Origin of the sequence: Streptococcus suis (genome assembly GCF_029616525.1) — a bacterium.
Classification (GTDB): domain Bacteria; phylum Bacillota; class Bacilli; order Lactobacillales; family Streptococcaceae; genus Streptococcus; species Streptococcus suis_AF.
Genome location: NZ_JANFME010000010.1, coordinates 1 through 20,495, shown reverse-complemented (window position 1 = coordinate 20,495; position 20,495 = coordinate 1). Strand labels below are relative to the sequence as shown.

Annotated in this window: 17 protein-coding genes; 15 read left to right on the top strand and 2 right to left on the bottom strand. The window is 41.1% G+C overall.

Annotated elements, in window-relative coordinates; translation table 11 throughout:
• Positions 1-6: 6 nt before the first annotated feature.
• The 6 genes from dnaB to NOL38_RS05405 all read left to right on the top strand — a co-directional run bounded on the left by dnaB (position 7) and on the right by NOL38_RS05405 (position 6,036).
• Complete coding sequence (dnaB, locus tag NOL38_RS05430) at positions 7-1,362, top strand: replicative DNA helicase (RefSeq protein WP_002938217.1); 1,356 nt, start codon at positions 7-9, stop codon at positions 1,360-1,362.
• Positions 1,363-1,365: 3 nt separating this feature from the next.
• Positions 1,366-1,617 carry a Veg family protein gene (locus NOL38_RS05425; RefSeq protein ID WP_002938218.1) on the top strand — a complete coding sequence of 84 codons (252 nt, stop codon included), beginning with the start codon at positions 1,366-1,368 and terminating at the stop codon, positions 1,615-1,617.
• A gap of 210 nt (positions 1,618-1,827) precedes the next feature.
• On the top strand, positions 1,828-2,439 hold the full coding sequence (gene rpsD / locus NOL38_RS05420; RefSeq protein WP_002938227.1) for a 30S ribosomal protein S4: 612 nt from the start codon (positions 1,828-1,830) through the stop codon (positions 2,437-2,439).
• Positions 2,440-2,504: 65 nt separating this feature from the next.
• Positions 2,505-2,954 carry a DUF6568 family protein gene (locus NOL38_RS05415; protein WP_277941608.1) on the top strand — a complete coding sequence of 150 codons (450 nt, stop codon included), beginning with the start codon at positions 2,505-2,507 and terminating at the stop codon, positions 2,952-2,954.
• A gap of 132 nt (positions 2,955-3,086) precedes the next feature.
• Complete coding sequence (locus NOL38_RS05410) at positions 3,087-4,604, top strand: flavocytochrome c (protein ID WP_277941607.1); 1,518 nt, start codon at positions 3,087-3,089, stop codon at positions 4,602-4,604.
• Between the two features lie 85 nt (positions 4,605-4,689).
• A complete protein-coding gene (locus NOL38_RS05405; RefSeq protein WP_277941606.1) occupies positions 4,690-6,036 on the top strand; it encodes a metallophosphoesterase in 1,347 nt (448 codons plus the stop codon).
• Between the two features lie 180 nt (positions 6,037-6,216).
• Here the strand turns inward: NOL38_RS05405 and NOL38_RS05400 are convergent, their stop codons facing one another.
• Positions 6,217-7,524 carry a sensor histidine kinase gene (locus tag NOL38_RS05400; protein WP_277941605.1) on the bottom strand — a complete coding sequence of 436 codons (1,308 nt, stop codon included), beginning with the start codon at positions 7,522-7,524 and terminating at the stop codon, positions 6,217-6,219.
• Positions 7,521-8,234, bottom strand: a complete 714-nt coding sequence (locus NOL38_RS05395) for a LytR/AlgR family response regulator transcription factor (RefSeq protein WP_277941604.1) — start codon at positions 8,232-8,234, stop codon at positions 7,521-7,523. The genes NOL38_RS05400 and NOL38_RS05395 overlap by 4 nt, the downstream gene beginning before the upstream one ends.
• 236 nt (positions 8,235-8,470) lie before the next feature.
• Between NOL38_RS05395 and NOL38_RS05390 the strand changes: the two genes are divergently transcribed.
• From NOL38_RS05390 to nrdI, 9 genes are all read left to right on the top strand, one after another.
• Positions 8,471-11,443, top strand: a complete 2,973-nt coding sequence (locus tag NOL38_RS05390; RefSeq protein WP_277941603.1) for a glycoside hydrolase family 3 protein — start codon at positions 8,471-8,473, stop codon at positions 11,441-11,443.
• A 38-nt stretch (positions 11,444-11,481) separates the two neighbouring features.
• Complete coding sequence (locus tag NOL38_RS05385; protein WP_012775404.1) at positions 11,482-11,961, top strand: GtrA family protein; 480 nt, start codon at positions 11,482-11,484, stop codon at positions 11,959-11,961.
• 150 nt (positions 11,962-12,111) lie between these two features.
• On the top strand, positions 12,112-14,511 hold the full coding sequence (locus NOL38_RS05380) for a glycoside hydrolase family 3 C-terminal domain-containing protein (protein ID WP_277941635.1): 2,400 nt from the start codon (positions 12,112-12,114) through the stop codon (positions 14,509-14,511).
• A 44-nt stretch (positions 14,512-14,555) separates the two neighbouring features.
• On the top strand, positions 14,556-15,569 hold the full coding sequence (locus tag NOL38_RS05375; RefSeq protein WP_024414666.1) for a glycosyltransferase family 2 protein: 1,014 nt from the start codon (positions 14,556-14,558) through the stop codon (positions 15,567-15,569).
• 69 nt (positions 15,570-15,638) lie between these two features.
• Positions 15,639-16,550, top strand: coding sequence for an aldo/keto reductase (locus tag NOL38_RS05370; RefSeq protein WP_277941602.1), 912 nt, complete (start codon positions 15,639-15,641; stop codon positions 16,548-16,550).
• 9 nt (positions 16,551-16,559) lie between these two features.
• Positions 16,560-17,012 (top strand): GNAT family N-acetyltransferase, encoded by a 453-nt coding sequence (locus NOL38_RS05365; protein ID WP_277941601.1) that lies wholly within the window; start codon positions 16,560-16,562, stop codon positions 17,010-17,012.
• Between the two features lie 94 nt (positions 17,013-17,106).
• Positions 17,107-18,858 (top strand): aspartate--tRNA ligase, encoded by a 1,752-nt coding sequence (gene aspS / locus NOL38_RS05360; RefSeq protein WP_277941600.1) that lies wholly within the window; start codon positions 17,107-17,109, stop codon positions 18,856-18,858.
• Positions 18,845-19,783 carry a YitT family protein gene (locus NOL38_RS05355; RefSeq protein ID WP_012028013.1) on the top strand — a complete coding sequence of 313 codons (939 nt, stop codon included), beginning with the start codon at positions 18,845-18,847 and terminating at the stop codon, positions 19,781-19,783. The genes aspS and NOL38_RS05355 overlap by 14 nt, the downstream gene beginning before the upstream one ends.
• Before the next feature lie 76 nt (positions 19,784-19,859).
• On the top strand, positions 19,860-20,312 hold the full coding sequence (nrdI, locus tag NOL38_RS05350) for a class Ib ribonucleoside-diphosphate reductase assembly flavoprotein NrdI (protein ID WP_009911016.1): 453 nt from the start codon (positions 19,860-19,862) through the stop codon (positions 20,310-20,312).
• Positions 20,313-20,495 lie beyond the last annotated feature (183 nt).

Here is a 20,495-nt window from a genome sequence, read left to right as displayed (position 1 = left end):
GAGATCTTGGCAGAGTTGGATGAATTGCGGGTACAACCGCAGGATATTCTAGCTGAACAATCGGTATTAGGAGCTATTTTCCTTGATGAAGGCAAGCTGGTCTTCGTTCGTGAATACATCGAAGCTGAAGATTTTTTCAAACATGCTCATAAGCTAATTTTTAAAGCTATGATTGCTCTTTCTGATAGAAATGAGGCAATTGATGCGACTACCATGCGTAACTATTTAGTGAACCATGGTGATTTGGAAAATATCGGTGGCTTGGCCTATTTGGCTGAAATTATTAGTTCCGTACCGACGGCAGCCAATGCGGAATTCTATGCCAAGATTGTTGCTGAAAAGTCTAATCTCCGTAAACTGATTGCCCGTTTGACGGATGCAGTTAATCAGGCTTATGAGGGTGCGGATGGTTCAGATGACATTATTGCCAATGCTGAAAAAGCTTTGATTGATGTCAGTGAGGGAGCCAGTCGAAGTGGTTTCAAGCGGATTGATGATGTCTTGAATATAAACTTTGACAACCTTGAAACTCGTGCTAAGCAGACGTCGGATATTACAGGGATTGCAACTGGCTATCCTGCTCTCGATGCTATGACAACGGGTCTGCATGAGGAAGAGTTGATTATTCTTGCGGCTCGTCCTGCGGTTGGTAAGACGGCATTTGCTCTCAATATTGCACAAAATATCGGTACAAAACTGGGTTTGACAGTTGCCATCTTTTCTTTGGAGATGGGTGCAGAAAGCTTGGTTGACCGTATGCTCGCTTCTGAGGGGGTTATCAATTCGAGGGCTATTCGTACGGGGCATTTGACGCAGGAAGAATGGAATAAGTACATGGTGGCTCAAGCTAACCTGGCTCGGGCTAGTATCTATATTGATGATACACCAGGTATCAAGATTACAGAGATTCGTTCGCGTTCACGGAAGTTGGCTCAGGAAACGGGCAATCTGGGCTTGATCTTGATTGACTATCTTCAATTGATTACGGGAACAGGTCGTGAAAACCGACAACAAGAGGTTTCTGAGATTTCCCGTCAGTTGAAGATTTTGGCTAAGGAATTGAAAGTTCCTGTTATCGCCCTCAGTCAGTTGTCGCGTGGTGTGGAGCAACGTCAGGATAAGAGACCTGTTCTGTCTGATATTCGTGAATCGGGATCTATCGAGCAGGATGCGGATATCGTTGCCTTCTTATATCGTGATGATTATTATGAGCGCGGTGAGCAGGAAGACGGCGGCATTCCTAACAATACGGTTGAAGTTATCATCGAGAAAAACCGTTCCGGTGCGCGTGGTACCGTGGAACTGATGTTCCAAAAAGAATACAATAAATTTGCAAGTATTTCCAAGAGGGAGGATGGATAGAGAATGAGTGATGCATTTACAGATGTTGCTAAAATGAAGCAAATCAAACAAGATATTAAGGACCATGAGGGACAGATTGTCGAGTTGACCCTTGAAAATGGTCGTAAGCGTGAGAAGAATAAGCAGGGGCGTATTGTGGAGGTTTATCAGTCTCTCTTTATCGTTGAATTTGAAGATCCAAACAATACCTTTGTAGAATCTTATACTTATTCAGACATTTTGACTGAAAAGATTTTGATTCATTATTTGGATTAATCGCTATATAAGGCTTTACAGAGCCTTTTTTTTGTGCTATACTAATCTTTGTGTGAAATAACAGCAGGGCAAAATGAAGCTCGTCAACAGAAGGTCAGCAAGAAGAGTAATCGTTGCTGTTTCGATGAAGGCCTCCTGCACGAATCAGGTTTGCTTAAAACGTTATTTCCTACAAATAATTTTTATATTTTATTTTAGGAGGACATAACTATGTCACGTTATACAGGACCATCTTGGAAACAAGCTCGTCGTCTTGGCTTGTCATTGACAGGTACAGGTAAAGAATTGGCACGTCGTAACTACGTACCAGGTCAACACGGACCAAACAACCGTTCTAAATTGTCAGAATACGGTTTGCAATTGGCTGAGAAACAAAAATTGCGTTTCTCTTACGGTTTGGGTGAAAAACAATTCCGTAACTTGTTCGTACAAGCTACTAAAATCAAACAAGGTACTCTTGGTTTCAACTTCATGCTTCTTTTGGAGCGTCGTTTGGACAACGTTGTTTACCGTCTTGGTTTGGCAACTACTCGTCGTCAAGCACGTCAATTCGTAAACCACGGTCATATCCTTGTTGACGGCAAACGCGTTGACATCCCTTCATACCGTGTTGAAGTTGGTCAAGTGATCTCAGTTCGTGAGAAGTCAATCAAAGTTCCAGCTATCCTTGAAGCTGTTGAAGCAACTCTTGGACGTCCAGCTTTCGTATCATTCGATGCTGAAAAGCTTGAAGGTTCATTGACTCGCTTGCCAGAACGCGACGAAATCAACCCAGAAATCAACGAAGCTCTTGTCGTAGAATTCTACAACAAAATGCTCTAAGATTTGTATCGATATTTTAAAAGCCCTATTTACAAGGGCTTTTTGTCTGTATTTGAGGAGGGATTATGTGGCGTAAGTATTTTTTGCTAGCGGTATTAACTATTTTGGTCGTAGGTGGGGCATTCTTTTTGTCTCAATCAGCGACTGCGCCAAATGAATCAGACTATGTGAAGGCTGTAAAGAGTTATCAGGCTATTTCTATAGATGAAGTGGAGCAAAAGGTCCAAGACGAGGAAGAATTTATATTATACATAGGTCGTGAGACATGCCCTTATTGTCGCGATTTTGTTCCGAAATTAACAGAGGCAGTAGAGCGATCACGTGCGACTATCTACTATTTGGATAGCGAGTCGGATCCGAATGGAAAAATACAACAATTTCGACAGAGTCAAGGTCTTGCTACGGTTCCTAGCTTAACCTATTATAAATCGGGTAAATTATCTGGAATACTTCGTAAAGGGAGTCAAGCAATGCTATCTGAAATAGAGAATTTTTTAGCTCTTCAAGGGCAGTAAATAGTTTTAAGAATGTATGAAGCGAATATCATACATTTTTTGTTCATGTTTGTGAAAAATATTTCAAAACAAATTGAAAAACATTTCACAATCTTGTATAATACTAATATCAGATAAAAATTGGAGGTTTATATGAAAAAGAAAGCTTGGTTAGGCTTGTTGATGAGTCTACTTGCTGTTTTGTTTTTAGTGGCGTGTGGAGGTAAGTCTGAAAAGACAGCTACATCTTCATCATCTATGACTTCTTCTTCATTAGAAGAAGCTGTTTCAGGTGCATCTGAGAAAGTTTATACAGATCCATCTGAGTTGAAAGATAGCTACGATGTTATCGTTGTTGGTTCAGGTGGTGCAGGTATGTCGGCAGCTATCTCAGCTAAAGATGCTGGTGCTAGTGTTGTTTTGTTGGAGAAAATGCCTGTAATCGGTGGTAACACGGCTAAATCATCAGCTGGTATGAATGCTTCACAAACCAAATTCCAAGAAGCAGAAGGCATTGCTGATACAAACGATAAATTCTATGAAGAAACACTTAAAGGTGGTAAAGGAACAAATGATCCTGAATTACTTCGTTACCTTGTAGATAACTCAGCTGGTGCAATTGACTGGTTGGATGGTATGGGTATTACCCTCAGCAACATCACTACCACTGGAGGTATGAGTGAAAAACGTACACACCGTCCTGCAGATGGTTCAGCTGTCGGTGGCTACTTAGTAAATGGCCTTTACCACAATCTTGTTGAACGTGAAGTACCAATTTTTGTCAATGCAGATGTTACAAAACTCCAAGATAAAGACGGGGCTGTAACAGGTGTTGAAGTTGAGATTGCTGGTGAAACTAAGAAAATCTCAGCTAAAGCAGTTGTATTAGCAACTGGTGGTTTCGGTGCTGATTTGGAAATGGTTGCTAAATTAAATCCAGCATTGAAAGGTTATGTTACAACTAACCAAGAAGGTTCAACAGGTGACGGTATTGCACTTGCTGAATCAGAAGGTGCAGCAACTGTTGATATGGAACAAATCCAAATTCACCCAAGTGTTGAGCAAGAAACTTCTTACTTGATTACAGAAGCAGTTCGTGGCGAAGGTGCTATCCTTGTCAACTCAAAAGGTGAGCGTTTTGTTAACGAATTGGAAACTCGTGATAAAGTTTCTGCGGCTATCAATAGTTTGGATCCAAACTACGCTTATGTTATCTTTGATGATGCCTTGAAAGATCGTGTGAAGGCTATTGCTCAGTATGAAGAAAAAGGTCTTGTAAAAACGGGTGCTACTCTTGCAGATTTGGCTAAAGAAATTGGTGTACCTGCGGATGCTCTTCAAACAACACTTGATACTTGGAACAAGGCTGTAGCAGATAAAAATGATGCAGCATTTGGTCGCACATCAGGTATGGACCATGCTTTGAATACTGGTTCTTACCATGCCATTAAAGTTGCACCTGGTATTCACCATACAATGGGTGGTGTGAAAATCAATACCAATACTGAAGTATTGAAAACAGACGGTTCAGCAATTTCAGGTCTTTATGCTGCTGGTGAAGTAACTGGTGGTGTTCATGGTCAAAACCGTATTGGTGGTAATGCTGTAGCAGACATCATTGTATTTGGTCGTCAGGCTGGTGAACAAGCAGCTGGATTTGCTAAGAAATAAATTGTAGACATAAGAGGCTCGGCAGAAAGAAGGTCGAGCTTCTTTTTCTTGTCCCTCTATCTCTAAGATGATATACTTTTAAGGTATGAAGAAGAAAATAGTATTATTGTTAGGAGCTATTGCAGTCATTGTTTTGATTTGGTCTGCTATTGCTGGTCAGCGTCAGCAATCCTATGCCGAGGCTGAATTAAGAGACCAGGATAAAATCTGGATTATCACTGATTCGCATTATTTATCACAGGATTTATTTGATGATGGAGAGGCTTTTTTCTATATAGAAAAAACAGCTGCTGGCAAGGATTTACGTTATGGAAAAGAGCGGATGGAGGCTTTGGTTGAGCAGGTTGAGCTTGAACATCCTTCCTTGTTACTAGTCAGTGGAGATTTGACTCTTAATGGAGAAAAGCAGAGCATGGTTGAATTAGCTCAGTATTTTACAGAGATTGAAGAACAAGGAACGGAGGTTTTGGTGATTCCTGGTAACCATGATGTTGCCAGTGGATGGGCTAGGGCCTTTAAGGGAGACCAGCAGATAGTGACGGATCAGGTCTCCGCTCAGCAATTTGCAGAGCTATTTGCCAATCACGGTTATCAACAAGCTAGCAGTCGTGACAAAGCCTCATTGAGCTACCTGGCCAAACCATTTTCAAATGCTTGGTTTCTGATGATAGACAGCAACATCTACTCTGACGGCTACGGAAAAGGAGCTCCTCCAACCAATGGACGTATTAAAAAAGAGACCCTAGAATGGATAGAAGTTCAGCTTAGTTCAGCTAAGGAAGCTGGAGTGAGCCTGATACCTGTTGTCCATCACAATGTCTTGCAACAGCATGCTATGCTCTCAAAAGGCTATACTTTGGATAATGCTGCCGATTTGAAGGCTTTGTTTAATCAGTATGGGATTCATTTTGGTTTTTCAGGGCACACTCATTCTCAGAATATTGTTAAGGAAGACTTGGGACAAGTTAACTATACTGAAGTGGTCAATGGAGCATTTTCTATTTATCCAGCTATTATCGGCCAATTGAGCCTTGATGATACAAGCATTCACTACCAAAAAACTCAACTTGATATGGCTTCGTGGACAGAAAAGCACCAACCTAGTGATCCAAATTTGCAGGATCACGTTACCTACTTACAAACTGTCTTTGATTATACCAGTGACATCATGGTCCACAATGTGTTAAACGATGAGCGTTGGTATGACGGGGAGACGGCAGATGTTATTTCACAATTTATTATGCCGGCCAACCGTGCTTATTTTTCAGGTGAAAAATTGGACCAGACTTGGCTTGATGAGACGGTATTTCCAAGCCAAGCCTATCAGACCTTGCAAGCAGCATCACCAAGAAGTTTCTTGGCTGACTATCTTGATGTGATTATTGAACGTAGTCAAAATAGGGATGTGGAGCAAGTAACGGTTTCTAAATGATGAATAGAAAAAAGGCTGGGCAAGCCCAGTCTCGTTTCTCAGAGTTCGTGTCAACATCTCAGCGCAGTGGTTGATTGGCAGATTTGTTCGTGTTTCACACTCCAAATCTGACCTAATCAACTGTGCGGGGGTGGGAAGACGAACTCTTTTTTAGACTAGTCGAGTTCTATCCCATTCCCTCTATGCTTGTAAAGGGAGAATGATTTTTAGTTGCACCCAATTATCTTCCTTGCTAAGTGTGAGACTGCCACCGTATTTATTGGCAACATACTCCATACTCTTAAGACCGAATCCGTGGTAGTCCTTATTTGTTTTTGAGGTTGCAGGGAGCTGTCCTGTGGATAAGTCAAGTGAAGAAGTGTCATAATTATCCAATCGAATGATGAGAAATTGCAAATGGCTGGCAACCTTTAAAGTAATCAAGCGTTGTTCAGGGTTATCTATTTTTTCCACAGCCTCGATGGCATTGTCAATGGCATTTCCAAATAGAGCTGAAATATCCATTACATCCATAAAATGGAGGGGCTCTCCCTGAACAATACAGGTAAAGTTGATTCCATTTTGCAAACAGTAATAATTTTTCTGGCTGAGAATGGTATCTAGAACGGGATTTCCTGTTTCAATCTTGGCATCAAGTGTCTGGATCACCTCGCTCATTTCCTCTAGGTATTGCTCCTTTTTGGTTTTATCCGATTCTTGCTGAATGATGGCCAGTTGATGCTTTAAATCATGGACCTTACGGTCAAGAATCTCACTGTTTTCACGATAGGCTTGGTATTGCTTGTATTGAAGTTGAAAGATATTATTGATAGAAGTCAATTCCTGCCGTAAATAGCGATCGTATTGTTGAGATTCTTGGGTGAATAGGAGTAGAAGACCAGAGAGATTGACGGTTGTCCGGAGAATGAAGATGCTGGTCGAATCTTGAAATTGGCGCGTGCCAGAGAGGATGAAACCAATATTACTGAGAACAAAGATAGATAAGGTTGTAAAGACGGCTACAGTAACATCTCGCTGCTCAATGAATTTATCCAATTCTTCTAAGCGAACTTTTTTATCTTGTAGATAGATGAGCCAGTAAGAAAGTAGAGAAGTTATCAACAGAAATAGCCCCTGTGTCCACAAGTTATCCACAGGTTGTTGATAAATCGTCAAACAGTAGAGATGCCAAGTAATGGAGGCTACTAATTCGGCAATAATAAAGGCTTTTGCTGTCAAATAGAGACCAGTCCTCTTGTGGATAACTCCAAGAAATCGAACGGAAACAAACATCCAAGCGATATTGGTGCCCATTCCTACAGTCCAAAAAAGCAAAGGGAGTTTGCCAGCTACAAGTTGAAGTAAGATTTGGATGAGAAAAATCAGGAGGATACGTACCTGTTTGCGTGACCATTTTTCAGACAAAACAAGTGAGGAACATACCAGTAGGCAGGCCAAGCTTTCTGTTAGTGCAGTATAGAAACGTGGAATATCAGGGAAATTGATCATAGTAGGCTATCTCCGATGAAGTTGGTTAGAGCTGTCATAAATTCCTTTTTCCTTGGGCGGCTAATCGGCAAGGCTGTATTTGTGACGTAAACAAGGCTACCTTCCACTTTTTGAACATGGGACAAATTGATGATATAGGCCGAGTGGGCTCGTACAAACACTTTACTGTCTAACATGGCTTCGAGATTTTTGAGACTATTATGGGTAATGGTTAGGCCACCATCAACTGTGTAGATGTGAACCTGATGTCCTTGACTTTCTAGGTAAACAATATCTTCTTGATAGAGTTTTACGGTGGACTGCTTGCTTTTTATATACAAACTTTGTTTCTCTTGGCTATCGGGTAATTTTCTAAGAATTTTTTTAAAATGTTCCTCAAAGACAAAGGAGCTCAGTGGCTTGAGCAGAAAATCAATAGCTTCAACTGAATACCCTTGAATCGCTACGTGAGAATGATTGGTCACAAATACTAATAGAACTTCTTTGTCCACAGACCGAATTTTTTGAGCGGTGGTCATCCCGTCCATAATTTCCATCTCAACATCTAGGTAAATCAGGTCAAATTGTTTTTGATAGTCACTAGTGATATGGAGACCGTCATTAAAACAGCTGATTTCCACTGCAATCCCAGCTTTTTGACAGTAGGTTTTGATGTAGTTGGACAATCTCTCTTGCTCAATTTTTTGATCTTCTACAATCGCGATTTTCATAAGGCACCCCTTTTATTTTCTATCAGTATATCAAAATTAGAATGAAATTGTTAGCAATATTTTAGAAAATCAAATGATAAAATAGCAAGAGTAGGTTTATTCTTGTAAATTTACAAATTATGAAGGTTAAATGACAGATTATGAAGAAAGTGTTTTCATTGAGTATGTTAATTGATATAGTGGACTCAAGAAAAAGAAAAGGCTTACATGAAAGCCGAAATGTTTAGGAGGACAATATGAAGAACCTTAGAAGAACCCTGTCTGCTCTAGGGATTGTTTTGCTAGGGGGTACAGCAATTGGTGCCGCTGTTGCCAATGTATATGCTTTGAAATATACACCAATTATAAATACATATTTTGGGCATACAGACTATAAAATTGAGGATAAAGAATCAGAAGGTAGTACAACATATTTTGAAAGAATGTATTCAGATGAGGTTACTCGCCTAACAGCAGATTCTGCAGCTGGTAAAGAAGCTGCTGGAGAAGGTATCGTACTGTTGAAGAATAACTCTGAATTACCTCTCCAATCAGGTAGCAAAGTTACTCTTTTAGGTGTTACTAGTGCGAATATTTTATATGGTGGAGGAGGCTCTGGAGCTGTAGACACTTCGACAGTTCCAACAATGAAGACAGCCTTGGAAGCCAGTGGTTTTGAGGTTAACCCACAAATGTGGGATTTCTATACAACTGGAGCTGCAAAAGACATCAAAATGGATGTTCCTGACATTGCAGGAACAGGTCGTTATGTTATCCATGAAGCCAGTATGGATTTATTAACAGATAAAGAAAAAAATAGTTTTAGTTCTTATAATGATGCAGCAATTGTTTCAATTTCGCGGTCAGGAGGAGAGTCATCAGATTTACCGAAAGAGTATGACGAGAGTTATTTAGAAGCAATGGATGTTAAAGGTTATGTAGGTGATTTTCACTCAGATCCTGTGGATTCTCCTGAAGATATTGGACGCCACTATCTAGAATTGACTTCTAATGAAGAGAAGCTTATTAAGTACGCTAAAGAAAACTTTGATAAGGTAGTCTTGGTCATCAACTCAGCAAACCCTATTGATTTAGGATTCATTGAAGATGAAGAGTATGGAGTTGATGCGGCACTATGGATTGGAAACCCTGGCCAAGACGGTCTATATGCTTTGGCAGATATTTTGAATGGTACAATCAATCCTTCTGGTAAATTGGTAGATACTTATGCTTATGACCAGACGGGTTCACCAGCTTTTGTTAACTTTGGTTTGAATTCTGTCGAAAGTGATGACCCTCGTGGAACCAACTATGTTGTCTATCAAGAGGGAATCTATGTTGGTTATAAGTACTATGAGACACGCTATGAAGATAGTGTTCTTAATCAAGGAAATGCAACAGCCAATGTTGGTGTGACTGTAGAGAATGCGACGAAGTGGAACTATGAGGATGAGGTACAGTTTCCGTTTGGATATGGCCTTTCTTATACTTCATTCTCGCATGAGTTAGTAAAACACAGCAGTGATGAAAACAGCTATAAATTTAATGTTAAGGTCACAAACACAGGTGATGAAGCTGGTAAGGAAGTTGTTCAGTTATATATGCAATCACCATATACAGAATATGATAAAACAGCAGGTATCGAAAAATCTTCAGTACAACTTGTTGGTTTTGTCAAAACTGAAGAACTTGCACCAGGTGAGAGTGGTGAATACACAATTACAGTAGATAAAGAGAATCTGAAAACTTATGATACAACCGCGAATGGTGGTGAAGGTGGTTATATTGTAGAAGAAGGAAACCACTACTTTGCTATTGCGACGGATGCTCATAGTGCTGTCAACCATATTCTAGAGAAAAAAGGGATTACAAATTTACCTGAAGAAGCTGATAGTGCTTTGGTTGTAGAAGAAAAAGTTTCTTCAAGCGATAAATTTGCTGTTTCTACAGCGACAGGTGAGACAATAACTAACCAATTTACTGATACAGATATGTCAACCTATGATGAGAATTTTACTTATTTATCACGTAGCGATTGGAATGCTACCTACCCTCAACTGTATCAGTTAGAATTGACAGAAGATATTTCAGCAGGACTAGAAATTCCTACTGGAACGGATAACCCTGATGCGACCATGCCTCAAACAGGTGTTGATAATGGTTTGACATTAGCGATGATGAGAGAGGTCGATTTTGATGATCCACTTTGGGATACCTTCTTAGATCAGTTGAGCCCAGAAGAAATGTATGATTTAGTCCGTATTGGCGGCTATCAGACTCAGGCAATTGCTTCTGTAGGTGTTCCAGCAACAGTCCATGTAGATGGACCAGCTTATGTCGGAGTAGCTGGGCTGACTGGTGTAACAACAAAAGAAAAGACATACGCTTGGAGCTCAGAAATTCTTCTAGCTTCAACTTGGAATACAGATATACTCTATAATATGGGACAACTGATCGGTGAAGATGCATTAGCACAAGAAGAATTAAACTTTGCTGGTTGGTATGCACCTGCTATGAATATCCACCGTACCGCTTTTTCAGGTCGAAATTTTGAATATTATTCAGAAGATAGTTTCCTATCTGGACAAATGGGGGCAGCAACAACAAAAGGTGCAACTGAAAAAGGTCTTATTACCTTTATCAAGCACTTTGCATTGAATGATCAAGAAACTAGACGTGCAGCATTACTGACATTTGCAAATGAACAAGCAATTCGTGAAGTCTACTTGGCTCCTTTTGAAGAAAGTGTAGTTGAGGGTGGAGCCTTAGGGATTATGGCAGGTATGAACAGAGTCGGTACAGCTTGGGCAGGCAATCATACTGGATTGATGACCAATGTGGTACGAAACGAATGGGGATTTGATGGTATTGTTGTAACCGACCAAGCCTCCTTCCCAGAAGCCTTTCCATTCATGGCTATTCGAGGTGGATTGGAGGCAGGTACTGATCTTTATCTAAATACAGGAACAGATAATTGGCAAATTGAGGATTATCAAAATAACCCAACAGTGATGACACAATTGCGAACAGCTTCAAAGCATATTCTTTATGCAGTTTCTAGGAGTTTAGCAATGAACGGTCTATCATCAACTTCTGTTGTGAAAAAAGTATTACCATTATGGCAGATTTGGATGTATTCAGCTGATGTTGTTATTGCAATTATTGTTGGTGGTGGTATCTATTTCTTGAGTCGTAATTTTAAGAAAAAAGAAGAAAAAGAAGTAGCATAACAAGGGGGCCTTCCCCCTTGTCTTGTATAGGAGACCGTATGAAAGAATGGATTGCCAAACACCCAGATTTGTGGGAGTTTATCAAGTTTAATGTCTTATCAAACATCGCAACCATTACAAACTTCTGCGTCCTTTGGTTGTCAACCAATTTCCTCTTTACAGCCTTGTCAAGTCAGCCATTTCACTGGTTTATCTTTCACTATTCCGTAGAAAATGGCGGATTGAACGGCTTTCTCTCCTTCCTCTTGGCCTACATAGCGGCACAGGTTGTCAACTATATTGTCCAAAGGAAGTTGGTATTCGGAGCAGAAAACGATATATCCAAAACCCTCCATTGGTATATCTTGACTGTTGTCGTTGCAGGAATTTTGTCCATCGTGCTGCCGCCTTACACTACTCAGCTCTTTACATCATGGGGCTTGAGCTTGGGCTGGGCACAGACAGCGGCCAACTGGGTCAATATTTTCGTTCAAGTGGCTGTCAACTATCCGATGATGAAGTTTGTAATCATGAAATAAGAAGTGATGAACACAATCTCCCTAGAATTTTCTGGGGAGATTTTTTTATAGCAGATTATGTCCAAAATCATACAGATTATGAAGAAAGCGTTTTAATTGCTTGTGTAGTCTGATATGATAGTGATAAAGAAATAGAATGAGGAAAAGATGATGAAACATCAGGAGATTATTAATCGTTTAACGTTGGAAGAAAAAGCTGCACTCATGTCTGGAAAATCTGTTTGGGAAACTAAGGATTACCCAGAAAAAGGAATTCCATCTATCTTTTTGTCTGATGGACCACATGGTATTCGCAAGCAAGAAGGCGAAGGAGATCACTTAGGGCTGAACGCTTCTGTTCCTGCCACCTGCTTCCCGACAGCTGCTACTTTAGCAAATTCTTGGGATGTGGACCTGGTTGAACGTGTCGGACAAGGTCTTGGTGCAGAAGCAAATAGCTTGGGTGTCAATGTCATTTTGGGGCCGGGGCTTAATATTAAGCGTAGTCCCTTATGTGGTCGAAACTTTGAGTATTACTCAGAGGATCCATATCAAGCGGGAAAATTGGCGGCCGCAATGATCCGAGGAATGCAGTCGCAAGGTGTTGCGGCAACGCCTAAGCATTTTGCTGTCAACAGTCAGGAATTGCGCCGTATGGCTTCAGACTCCATTGTAGATGAGCGTACACTGAGAGAGCTCTATCTGACAGGATTTGAGATTGCGGTGCGTGAAGGAAATCCAAAGGCAATCATGTCTGCCTATAACAAAATAAACGGCGTCTATGCTAATGAAGACAAGCGCCTCTTGCGTGACATTCTTCGTGACGAATGGGGATTTACAGGCTTTGTTGTATCGGATTGGGGTGGCTCCAATGACCATGTTCTCGGTGTTGAAAATGGTAGTCATTTGGAAATGCCAGGTACTAAAAAGGTCGGTCAAAAGGAAATTATTGACGCTATTCAGTCAGGTCGTCTGTCCGAGCAGGTATTGAATGAGCGCGTGGATGAACTGATTGATTTAGTTTTAGAGTTGGCTCATGCTGAAAAACGATCTGTAGATTATTCTGAACAACATGAATTGGCCCGTCAGGCTGCCACTGAGAGCATTGTGCTATTAAAAAATAAGGATCAGATCTTGCCCTTATCTAGTGAGACAAAAATAGCCCTCATCGGAGAATTTGCCCAAAATCCTCGCTATCAGGGAGCTGGTTCTTCTTTAATCAATACAAGACAATTAGATAAAACAGTGGATTGCATCGCAGATTATCCATTAAATGTTATTGGTTACGAACAAGGCTATCAACGTGTAGATAAAGAAGACAGGGTGTTAGTTGACAGGGCTGTCAATCTTGCAAACCAAGCAGAACTTGTTCTTTACTATATGGGGCTAGATGAAATGAGTGAAAGTGAGGGCTTGGATCGTCATCATATAAGTCTTCCTAAAAACCAGTTATCCTTACTGAATGCCTTGGTGAGGACAGGTAAAAAAATCGTTGTTGTCCTATCAGCAGGCTCAGTTGTGGATATGAATTGGGATGTGGATGTAGATACGGTTCTTCACGGCTATCTATCAGGAGAAGCTGGTGCCAGAGCCATGTTAGATACCTTGACAGGACGTGTCAACCCATCAGGAAAACTAAGCGAAACCTATCCTATTAATCTTGCAGATGTTCCATCTTCGGATGACTATCCAGCGGAAGGCGATTTTGCCCTCTATAAGGAAGCTCTCTATGTAGGCTACCGTTACTTTACAAGCCTTTACAAGACTGTCAAGTATCCCTTTGGCTATGGATTATCCTACACAGACTTTTCTTACAGTCAATTGGATGTGACCGAATTAGGAGTCACAGTCACTATTACAAATACTGGTCTGGTTGATGGTGCTGAAATTGTCCAATTGTACGTAGGCAAAGAAGATAGTCAGATTTACCGCCCTGCAAAGGAGTTAAAAGGCTTTAAAAAAGTATATGTAAAAGCAGGCGAGTCTAAACAGATTTTTATTCCTTTTGAGGACTATACGTTCCGTTATTTTAATAAAGAGACAGGCCAATTTGAAGTAGAGGCTGGAAATTATCTCTTGTATGTAGGTGCAAGTAGTCAGGATATTCGCTTAGTTGGCGAGATTACCCAAGAAGGCACTGTAGACCAATTTCCTGCTTCAGAACAGCTTCCGACTTATCTGACAGCCCAAGTGCAGGCCGTCTCATCGCAGGATTTTGCACAATTGCTTGGACGTCCAGTTCCAGAAGAAACCTGGAAAATTGGTCAAGAACTGAGCCTGAACGATCCAGTTTTGAAACTCCAATTTGCTAAGAGTGGGTTGGCACGTGGCGTGCATAAACTATTGGCTAGCTTACTGAAAAAAGCAGAGCAGAAAGGGACTCCTGACTTGAACCTGCTGTTCCTTTATAATATGCCATTTAGGGCTATGGCTAAGATGACAGGTGACATGCTCGATTTACCGATGGTGGAAGGGATTCTAACCATTGTCAATGGCCATTTTTTCAAGGGCCTAGGCCAACTATGGAGAGCCTATCAAGCAAAAAGAAAATATCAAAAGCAACTTTCCTGAAAATGTGATAAAATAGTAACAAATTGTGTCAAATGGAGAGAAAGATGACCTTACTAAGCATTGCCATACCGAGTTATAATTCGGAGGCCTACCTTCATTACTGTGTTCATTCCCTTGTAATGGGCGGTGACAAGGTTGAAATTCTGATTATTAACGACGGGTCGACCGATCGGACTCAGGAAATCGCAGAGGGGCTAGAGAATCAATTTTCAAACGTACGTGCCATTTATCAGGACAATAAGGGCCATGGCGGAGCTGTTAATACAGGGATACGTGAGGCCAAGGGGAAGTATTTTAAAGTTGTAGATTCAGATGACTGGGTCGATACCAGGGCCTATTTGAAGATCCTAGAGAGTTTGCAGGCTTTGGAAGATGAAAATACTCCAGTTGATGCCTTTATCTCCAACTTTGTTTATGAAAAAGAGGGACAATCTCGCAAAAAATCCATGTCTTATCAATCCACTCTACCTGAGAACCGTATTTTCGGTTGGGAGGATGTAGGTGCCTTTTCCAAGGGGCAATACATGATGATGCATTCCTTGATTTACAGGACAGATTTATTGCGTGAGGTTGGTCTCGTTCTGCCAGAGCATACTTTTTATGTGGATAATATTTTCGTATTTACTCCTTTGCAGGCTGTGAAAACTATGTTCTATCTGCCAGTAGATTTTTATCGTTACTTTATTGGGCGAAATGACCAGTCTGTCAATGAATCCGTCATGATTAAGCGCATTGACCAGCAGTTAAAAGTTAATCGAATTTTGGTAGATAATTTAGACTTGGAGGCGATTGACAATCCTGATTTGCGAAGTTACCTGCTCAATCATGTGGAGATTACGACCATTATCTCCTGTGCCCTTCTCAATCGTGCTGGAACAGCTGAACACATGATGAAAAAGCAGGAACTCTGGCACTATATTCGGGATAATAATCCAGCTCTCTTTAAAATCGTTCGAAAAGGGTTACTCGGGCAATTAACCAACCTTTACGGTTATCCAGGTCGAAAAATTTCCAATGCCGTCTATAAAATCGCGAAAAGAATTTATGGTTTTAACTAAAACTCAGTTTCGGCTGAGTTTTTCTGTTATAATAAGGAATATGAAAAGCGTTTACAAAGGAGAAGATAAATGCAAAGATTAGGACAAACAGGTCTAGAAGTTTCACGAATTGGTCTAGGTTGTATGAGAATGGCTAGTCTGACAGAGCAGGAAACTGCTAAAGTGTTAGATACAGTCGTTGGACAGGGAATCAACTTTTTTGATCATGCGGATATTTATGGTGGTGGTGAATCAGAAATCCGTTTTGCTCAGGGGGCAAAATTGGCAGGTCTCAAGCGTGAGGACCTGCTTCTCCAATCAAAATGTGGCATTCGTAAAGGTTATTTTGATTTCTCAAAAGAGTATATTTTGGAATCTGTGGATGGGATTTTGAAGCGCTTGGATACGGAATATTTAGACGTTCTCGCCTTACACCGTCCGGATGCTCTGATGGAAGCAGAGGAAGTGGCAGAAGCCTTTTATCTCTTGAAAAAAGCAGGGAAGGTTCATCATTTTGGCGTCAGCAACCAAAACATTTACCAAATGGAGTTATTACAATCCTATCTCGATCAACCGCTTGCAGTTAATCAATTGCAGCTATCTCCTGCTCACACGCCTTTGATTGATGCTGGATTACATGTCAATATGAAAGATGATGCTGCGACTATGCGTGATGGTGGACTGATTGATTATTGCCAGCTTAAAAAAATCACTATCCAAGCCTGGTCTCCTTTCTTGATTGATTTGCAACGAGGTATTTTTGCCAATCATCCAGACTATGCTCATTTAAATCAAACTATTGGGGAAATAGCAGAGCGCTACCATGTTTCACATGAAACAATTGTCGTAGCTTGGATTTTGCGTCATCCAGCAAAGATTCAAACGATTGTGGGTTCTATGAATCCAGAACGCTTGACAAAGATTGCTCAAGCAAGCCAGATTACCTTAACCAGACCAGAATGGTACGAGATTTACAGAAGTGCAGGGAACATTCTGCCCTAGGAGGAATGTATGAAGTGGGAAATAAAAACATTTGAACAACTTAGTTTACAAGAACTTTACACTATCTTGACACTTCGGACCGATGTGTTTGTTGTAGAACAAGCTTGTCCCTATCCTGAAATTGATGGAAAGGATCCAAACTGTCTTCATCTTTTAGGAACAGACAATGGGGAGTTAGTGGCTTATTTGAGAATATTGCCGGCTGGTCTAAGTTATGATGAAGTTTCCATCGGACGTGTGGTCATCAAGCCAAGTCATCGTGGCAAAGGTTTAGGTAGGCCAATGATGGAGCAGGCAATTCACTTTATTACAAGCGAATGGAAGGAAAGTCAGATTAAGATCGGTGCCCAAGCCTATTTGGAAAAATTCTATCAATCACTTGGCTTTAAGCCAGTTTCTGAAGTATATTTGGAGGATGATATTCCGCATTTGGATATGCTATACATCAAACCAGTCAACTAGGGCTGGTTTTTCGATTTTTCTCGGCAATTTCTCCCAAAAATCAGCTATTTTATGGTAGAATGAATAGGTATAAAATCAGTAAAAGAGGAAGAAAATGAAACGTTCTATGTACGCTGGACGTGTTCGTAAGGAACATGTCGGACAGGAAATTACTTTGAAAGGTTGGGTTGGCCGCCGTCGTGACTTGGGTGGCCTGATTTTCATTGACTTGCGTGACCGTGAAGGCATTATGCAATTGGTGATTAACCCTGAGTCAGTTGAGGCTGAAGTGATGGCAAAAGCGGAGAGTCTTCGTTCTGAGTTTGTTATCGAAGTAACAGGAACGGTTGTGGAGCGTGAGCAAGCTAACGACAATATCCCGACAGGAGCTGTTGAACTGCAAGTAACCAGCTTGACAGTGTTGAACACGGCTAAGACAACTCCATTTGAAATCAAGGATGGCATTGAAGCCAGCGATGATACCCGTCTTCGTTACCGTTATTTGGATCTTCGCCGTCCAGAAATGCTCAACAACTTCAAATTACGTGCGGCTGTAACCCACAGCATTCGCAACTACTTGGACGATTTGGAATTTATCGATGTGGAAACACCAATGTTGACTAAGTCAACGCCAGAAGGTGCGCGTGACTACTTGGTACCATCTCGTGTGTCAAAAGGCCATTTTTATGCCCTTCCACAAAGTCCACAGATTACTAAGCAGCTGTTAATGAACGCTGGTTTTGACCGTTACTACCAAATCGTTAAGTGTTTCCGTGATGAAGATTTGCGTGGTGACCGCCAACCTGAGTTTACACAGGTGGACTTGGAAACCTCATTCTTGAATGAAGTTGAAATCCAAGACATCGTAGAAGGCTTGATTGCTAAGGTCTTGAAAGATACCAAAGGAATCGATGTGACCTTGCCATTCCCTCGTATGGCCTACGACCATGCGATGAACTTCTATGGTTCAGACAAACCGGATACACGTTTTGAGATGCTTTTGCAAGACTTGACAGAACTTGTCAAGGAAGTTGACTTCAAAGTCTTCTCAGAAGCACCAGTTGTCAAAGCCATTGTGGTCAAGGGTGCGTCGGATAGCTACTCACGTAAAGATATTGATAAGTTAACAGACTACGCGAAACAATTTGGTGCTAAGGGACTTGCTTGGGTTAAAGTAGACAAGGGAGAATTAGCGGGCCCAGTTGCCAAGTTCTTGACAGAAATTACAGCTAACTTGACAGCAAGTTTACAACTTGAAGACAAGGACCTGGTTCTCTTTGTGGCAGATGAATTGGAAGTTGCCAATAATACCCTGGGAGCTTTGCGTAACCGCTTGGCAAAAGAGCAAGGCTTGATTGACGAAAGCAAGTTCAACTTCCTCTGGATTGTAGACTGGCCAATGTTTGAGTGGTCTGAAGAGGAAGGTCGCTACATGAGTGCCCACCACCCATTCACCTTGCCGACGGAAGAAACAGCTCATCATTTGGATGGTGATTTGGCGCAGGTGCGTGCAGTTGCTTACGATATTGTTTTGAATGGTTATGAATTGGGTGGCGGTAGCCTTCGTATCAACCAAAAAGACATGCAAGAACGGATGTTCAAGGCTCTTGGTTTCTCAGCTGAAGATGCGCATGAGCAGTTTGGTTTCTTGCTTGAAGCTATGGACTACGGCTTCCCACCACATGGTGGATTGGCTATCGGTTTGGACCGCTTTGTCATGTTATTGGCTGGTGAGGATAACATTCGTGAAGTTATCGCCTTTCCGAAGAACAACAAAGCATCTGATCCAATGACACAGGCGCCGAGCACAGTTGCATCAGCACAATTAGAGGAATTAGCTTTAAACATTACACTTGAAAATGAATAAATTTTTCAGAAAACAGCGTGTACGCTTTTTAAGAAAGGCCAGAAAGAATAAGTTTTGGTCGGTCATTTTGGGAATTTCTCGGGAAAAATATGCTGAACGGATATCGGGGTCCATTATTTATGGACTCCTATCTAGTATTGCAGTCAATTTTTTCTTTAGACCAGGGAATGTATATTCGTCTGGAGTTACTGGTCTTGCACAGATTGTTTCTGCTCTGGCAGCTTCTTACGCTGGTTGGAATGTACCGATTGCGGTGGTCTATTACGGTCTGAACATCCCCTTGCTTATCTTAGCTTGGTATAAAATTGGTTATAAATTTACTATCTTTACCTTTATTACGGTATCCTTCAGTTCTTTCTTTATCCAATTTATGCCGCCAGTTACCCTGACGACGGATCCGTTAGTAAATGCTATTTTCGGTGGGCTTATGCTGGGAACTGGAATTGGCTTTGCGCTTAGGAACAATGTATCCAGTGGTGGTACTGATATTGTCTCTATTATTATTCGCAAGAAGACGGGACGTCAAGTTGGCTCCATTTCCTTGATTGTCAACATTATGATTATGTTGATTGCAGGGATGACCTTTGGCTGGCAGTATGCCCTGTATTCAATGGTTGCGCTGTTTATCTCCAGCCGCATGACAGATGCGATTTTCGTGAAACAAAAACGGATGCAGGCCATGATTATTACCAATCATCCTGAACGAGTCATTAAGAAAATCCATAAGAAGCTCAATCGCGGTGTGACCATTATCAACGGTGCTGAGGGTGCTTATAACCATGAGCAAAAGACGATTCTCATTACCATCATCACTCGTGCGGAGTTTAATGATTTCAAGCATATTATGAAAAAGGCAGACCCCAAAGCCTTTGTATCGGTAGCTGACAACGTCAATATTATTGGTCGGTTTGTGGAAAGTGACTGATTGACAAACACTACATGTAGGAGTAAAATAGTATTTACAGTCTACATGTAGTGTTTTTATTATAAAGAGGAAATGTATGAAGAAGAAAATATATTTGGTTTACATCAGTTTGAGTGGCAATACAGAGAGTTTTGTGAAACGTCTAAAGTCCTTTTTCCAATTTCAAACTGACTGGGAGATTGAGCTGGTCCATGTTAAAGATTTGGTCAAGCAGGATATTCCTTTCTATCAGCTAGATGCACCCTTTGTCGCCTTTTTGCCAACCTACTTAGAAGGTGGAAATGGAGTGGACAACGGAGATGTGGAAATTCTGACCAATCCTCTCGGAGATTTTATCGCTTTGGGGACCAATGCAGAGCTCTGTCTGGGTGTCGTTGGCTCAGGTAACCGCAATTTTAACAACCAATATTGTCTGACTGCCAAGCAATATGCTGAGCGATTTAATTTTCCTGTTATAGACACCTTTGAACTCAGAGGGATGCAGAATGACATTGAACGCATTGGTCGGAAGATAATGGAATTGATGTAAAGAGCCTCAACTCAGCTTTATGCTGGGTTGTTTTTTGGTCACACAAAAAAACTCACCAGAGTGACCAGTGAGTTTTAAGGGCTCTATAATTTCTGTAGTGGGTAAATCCACCATGGAAATTATGGAGCCTTTTTGAGTATAGAAAAAAGTCCCATATGACCTATAATGAAAAGTGTTCAACCA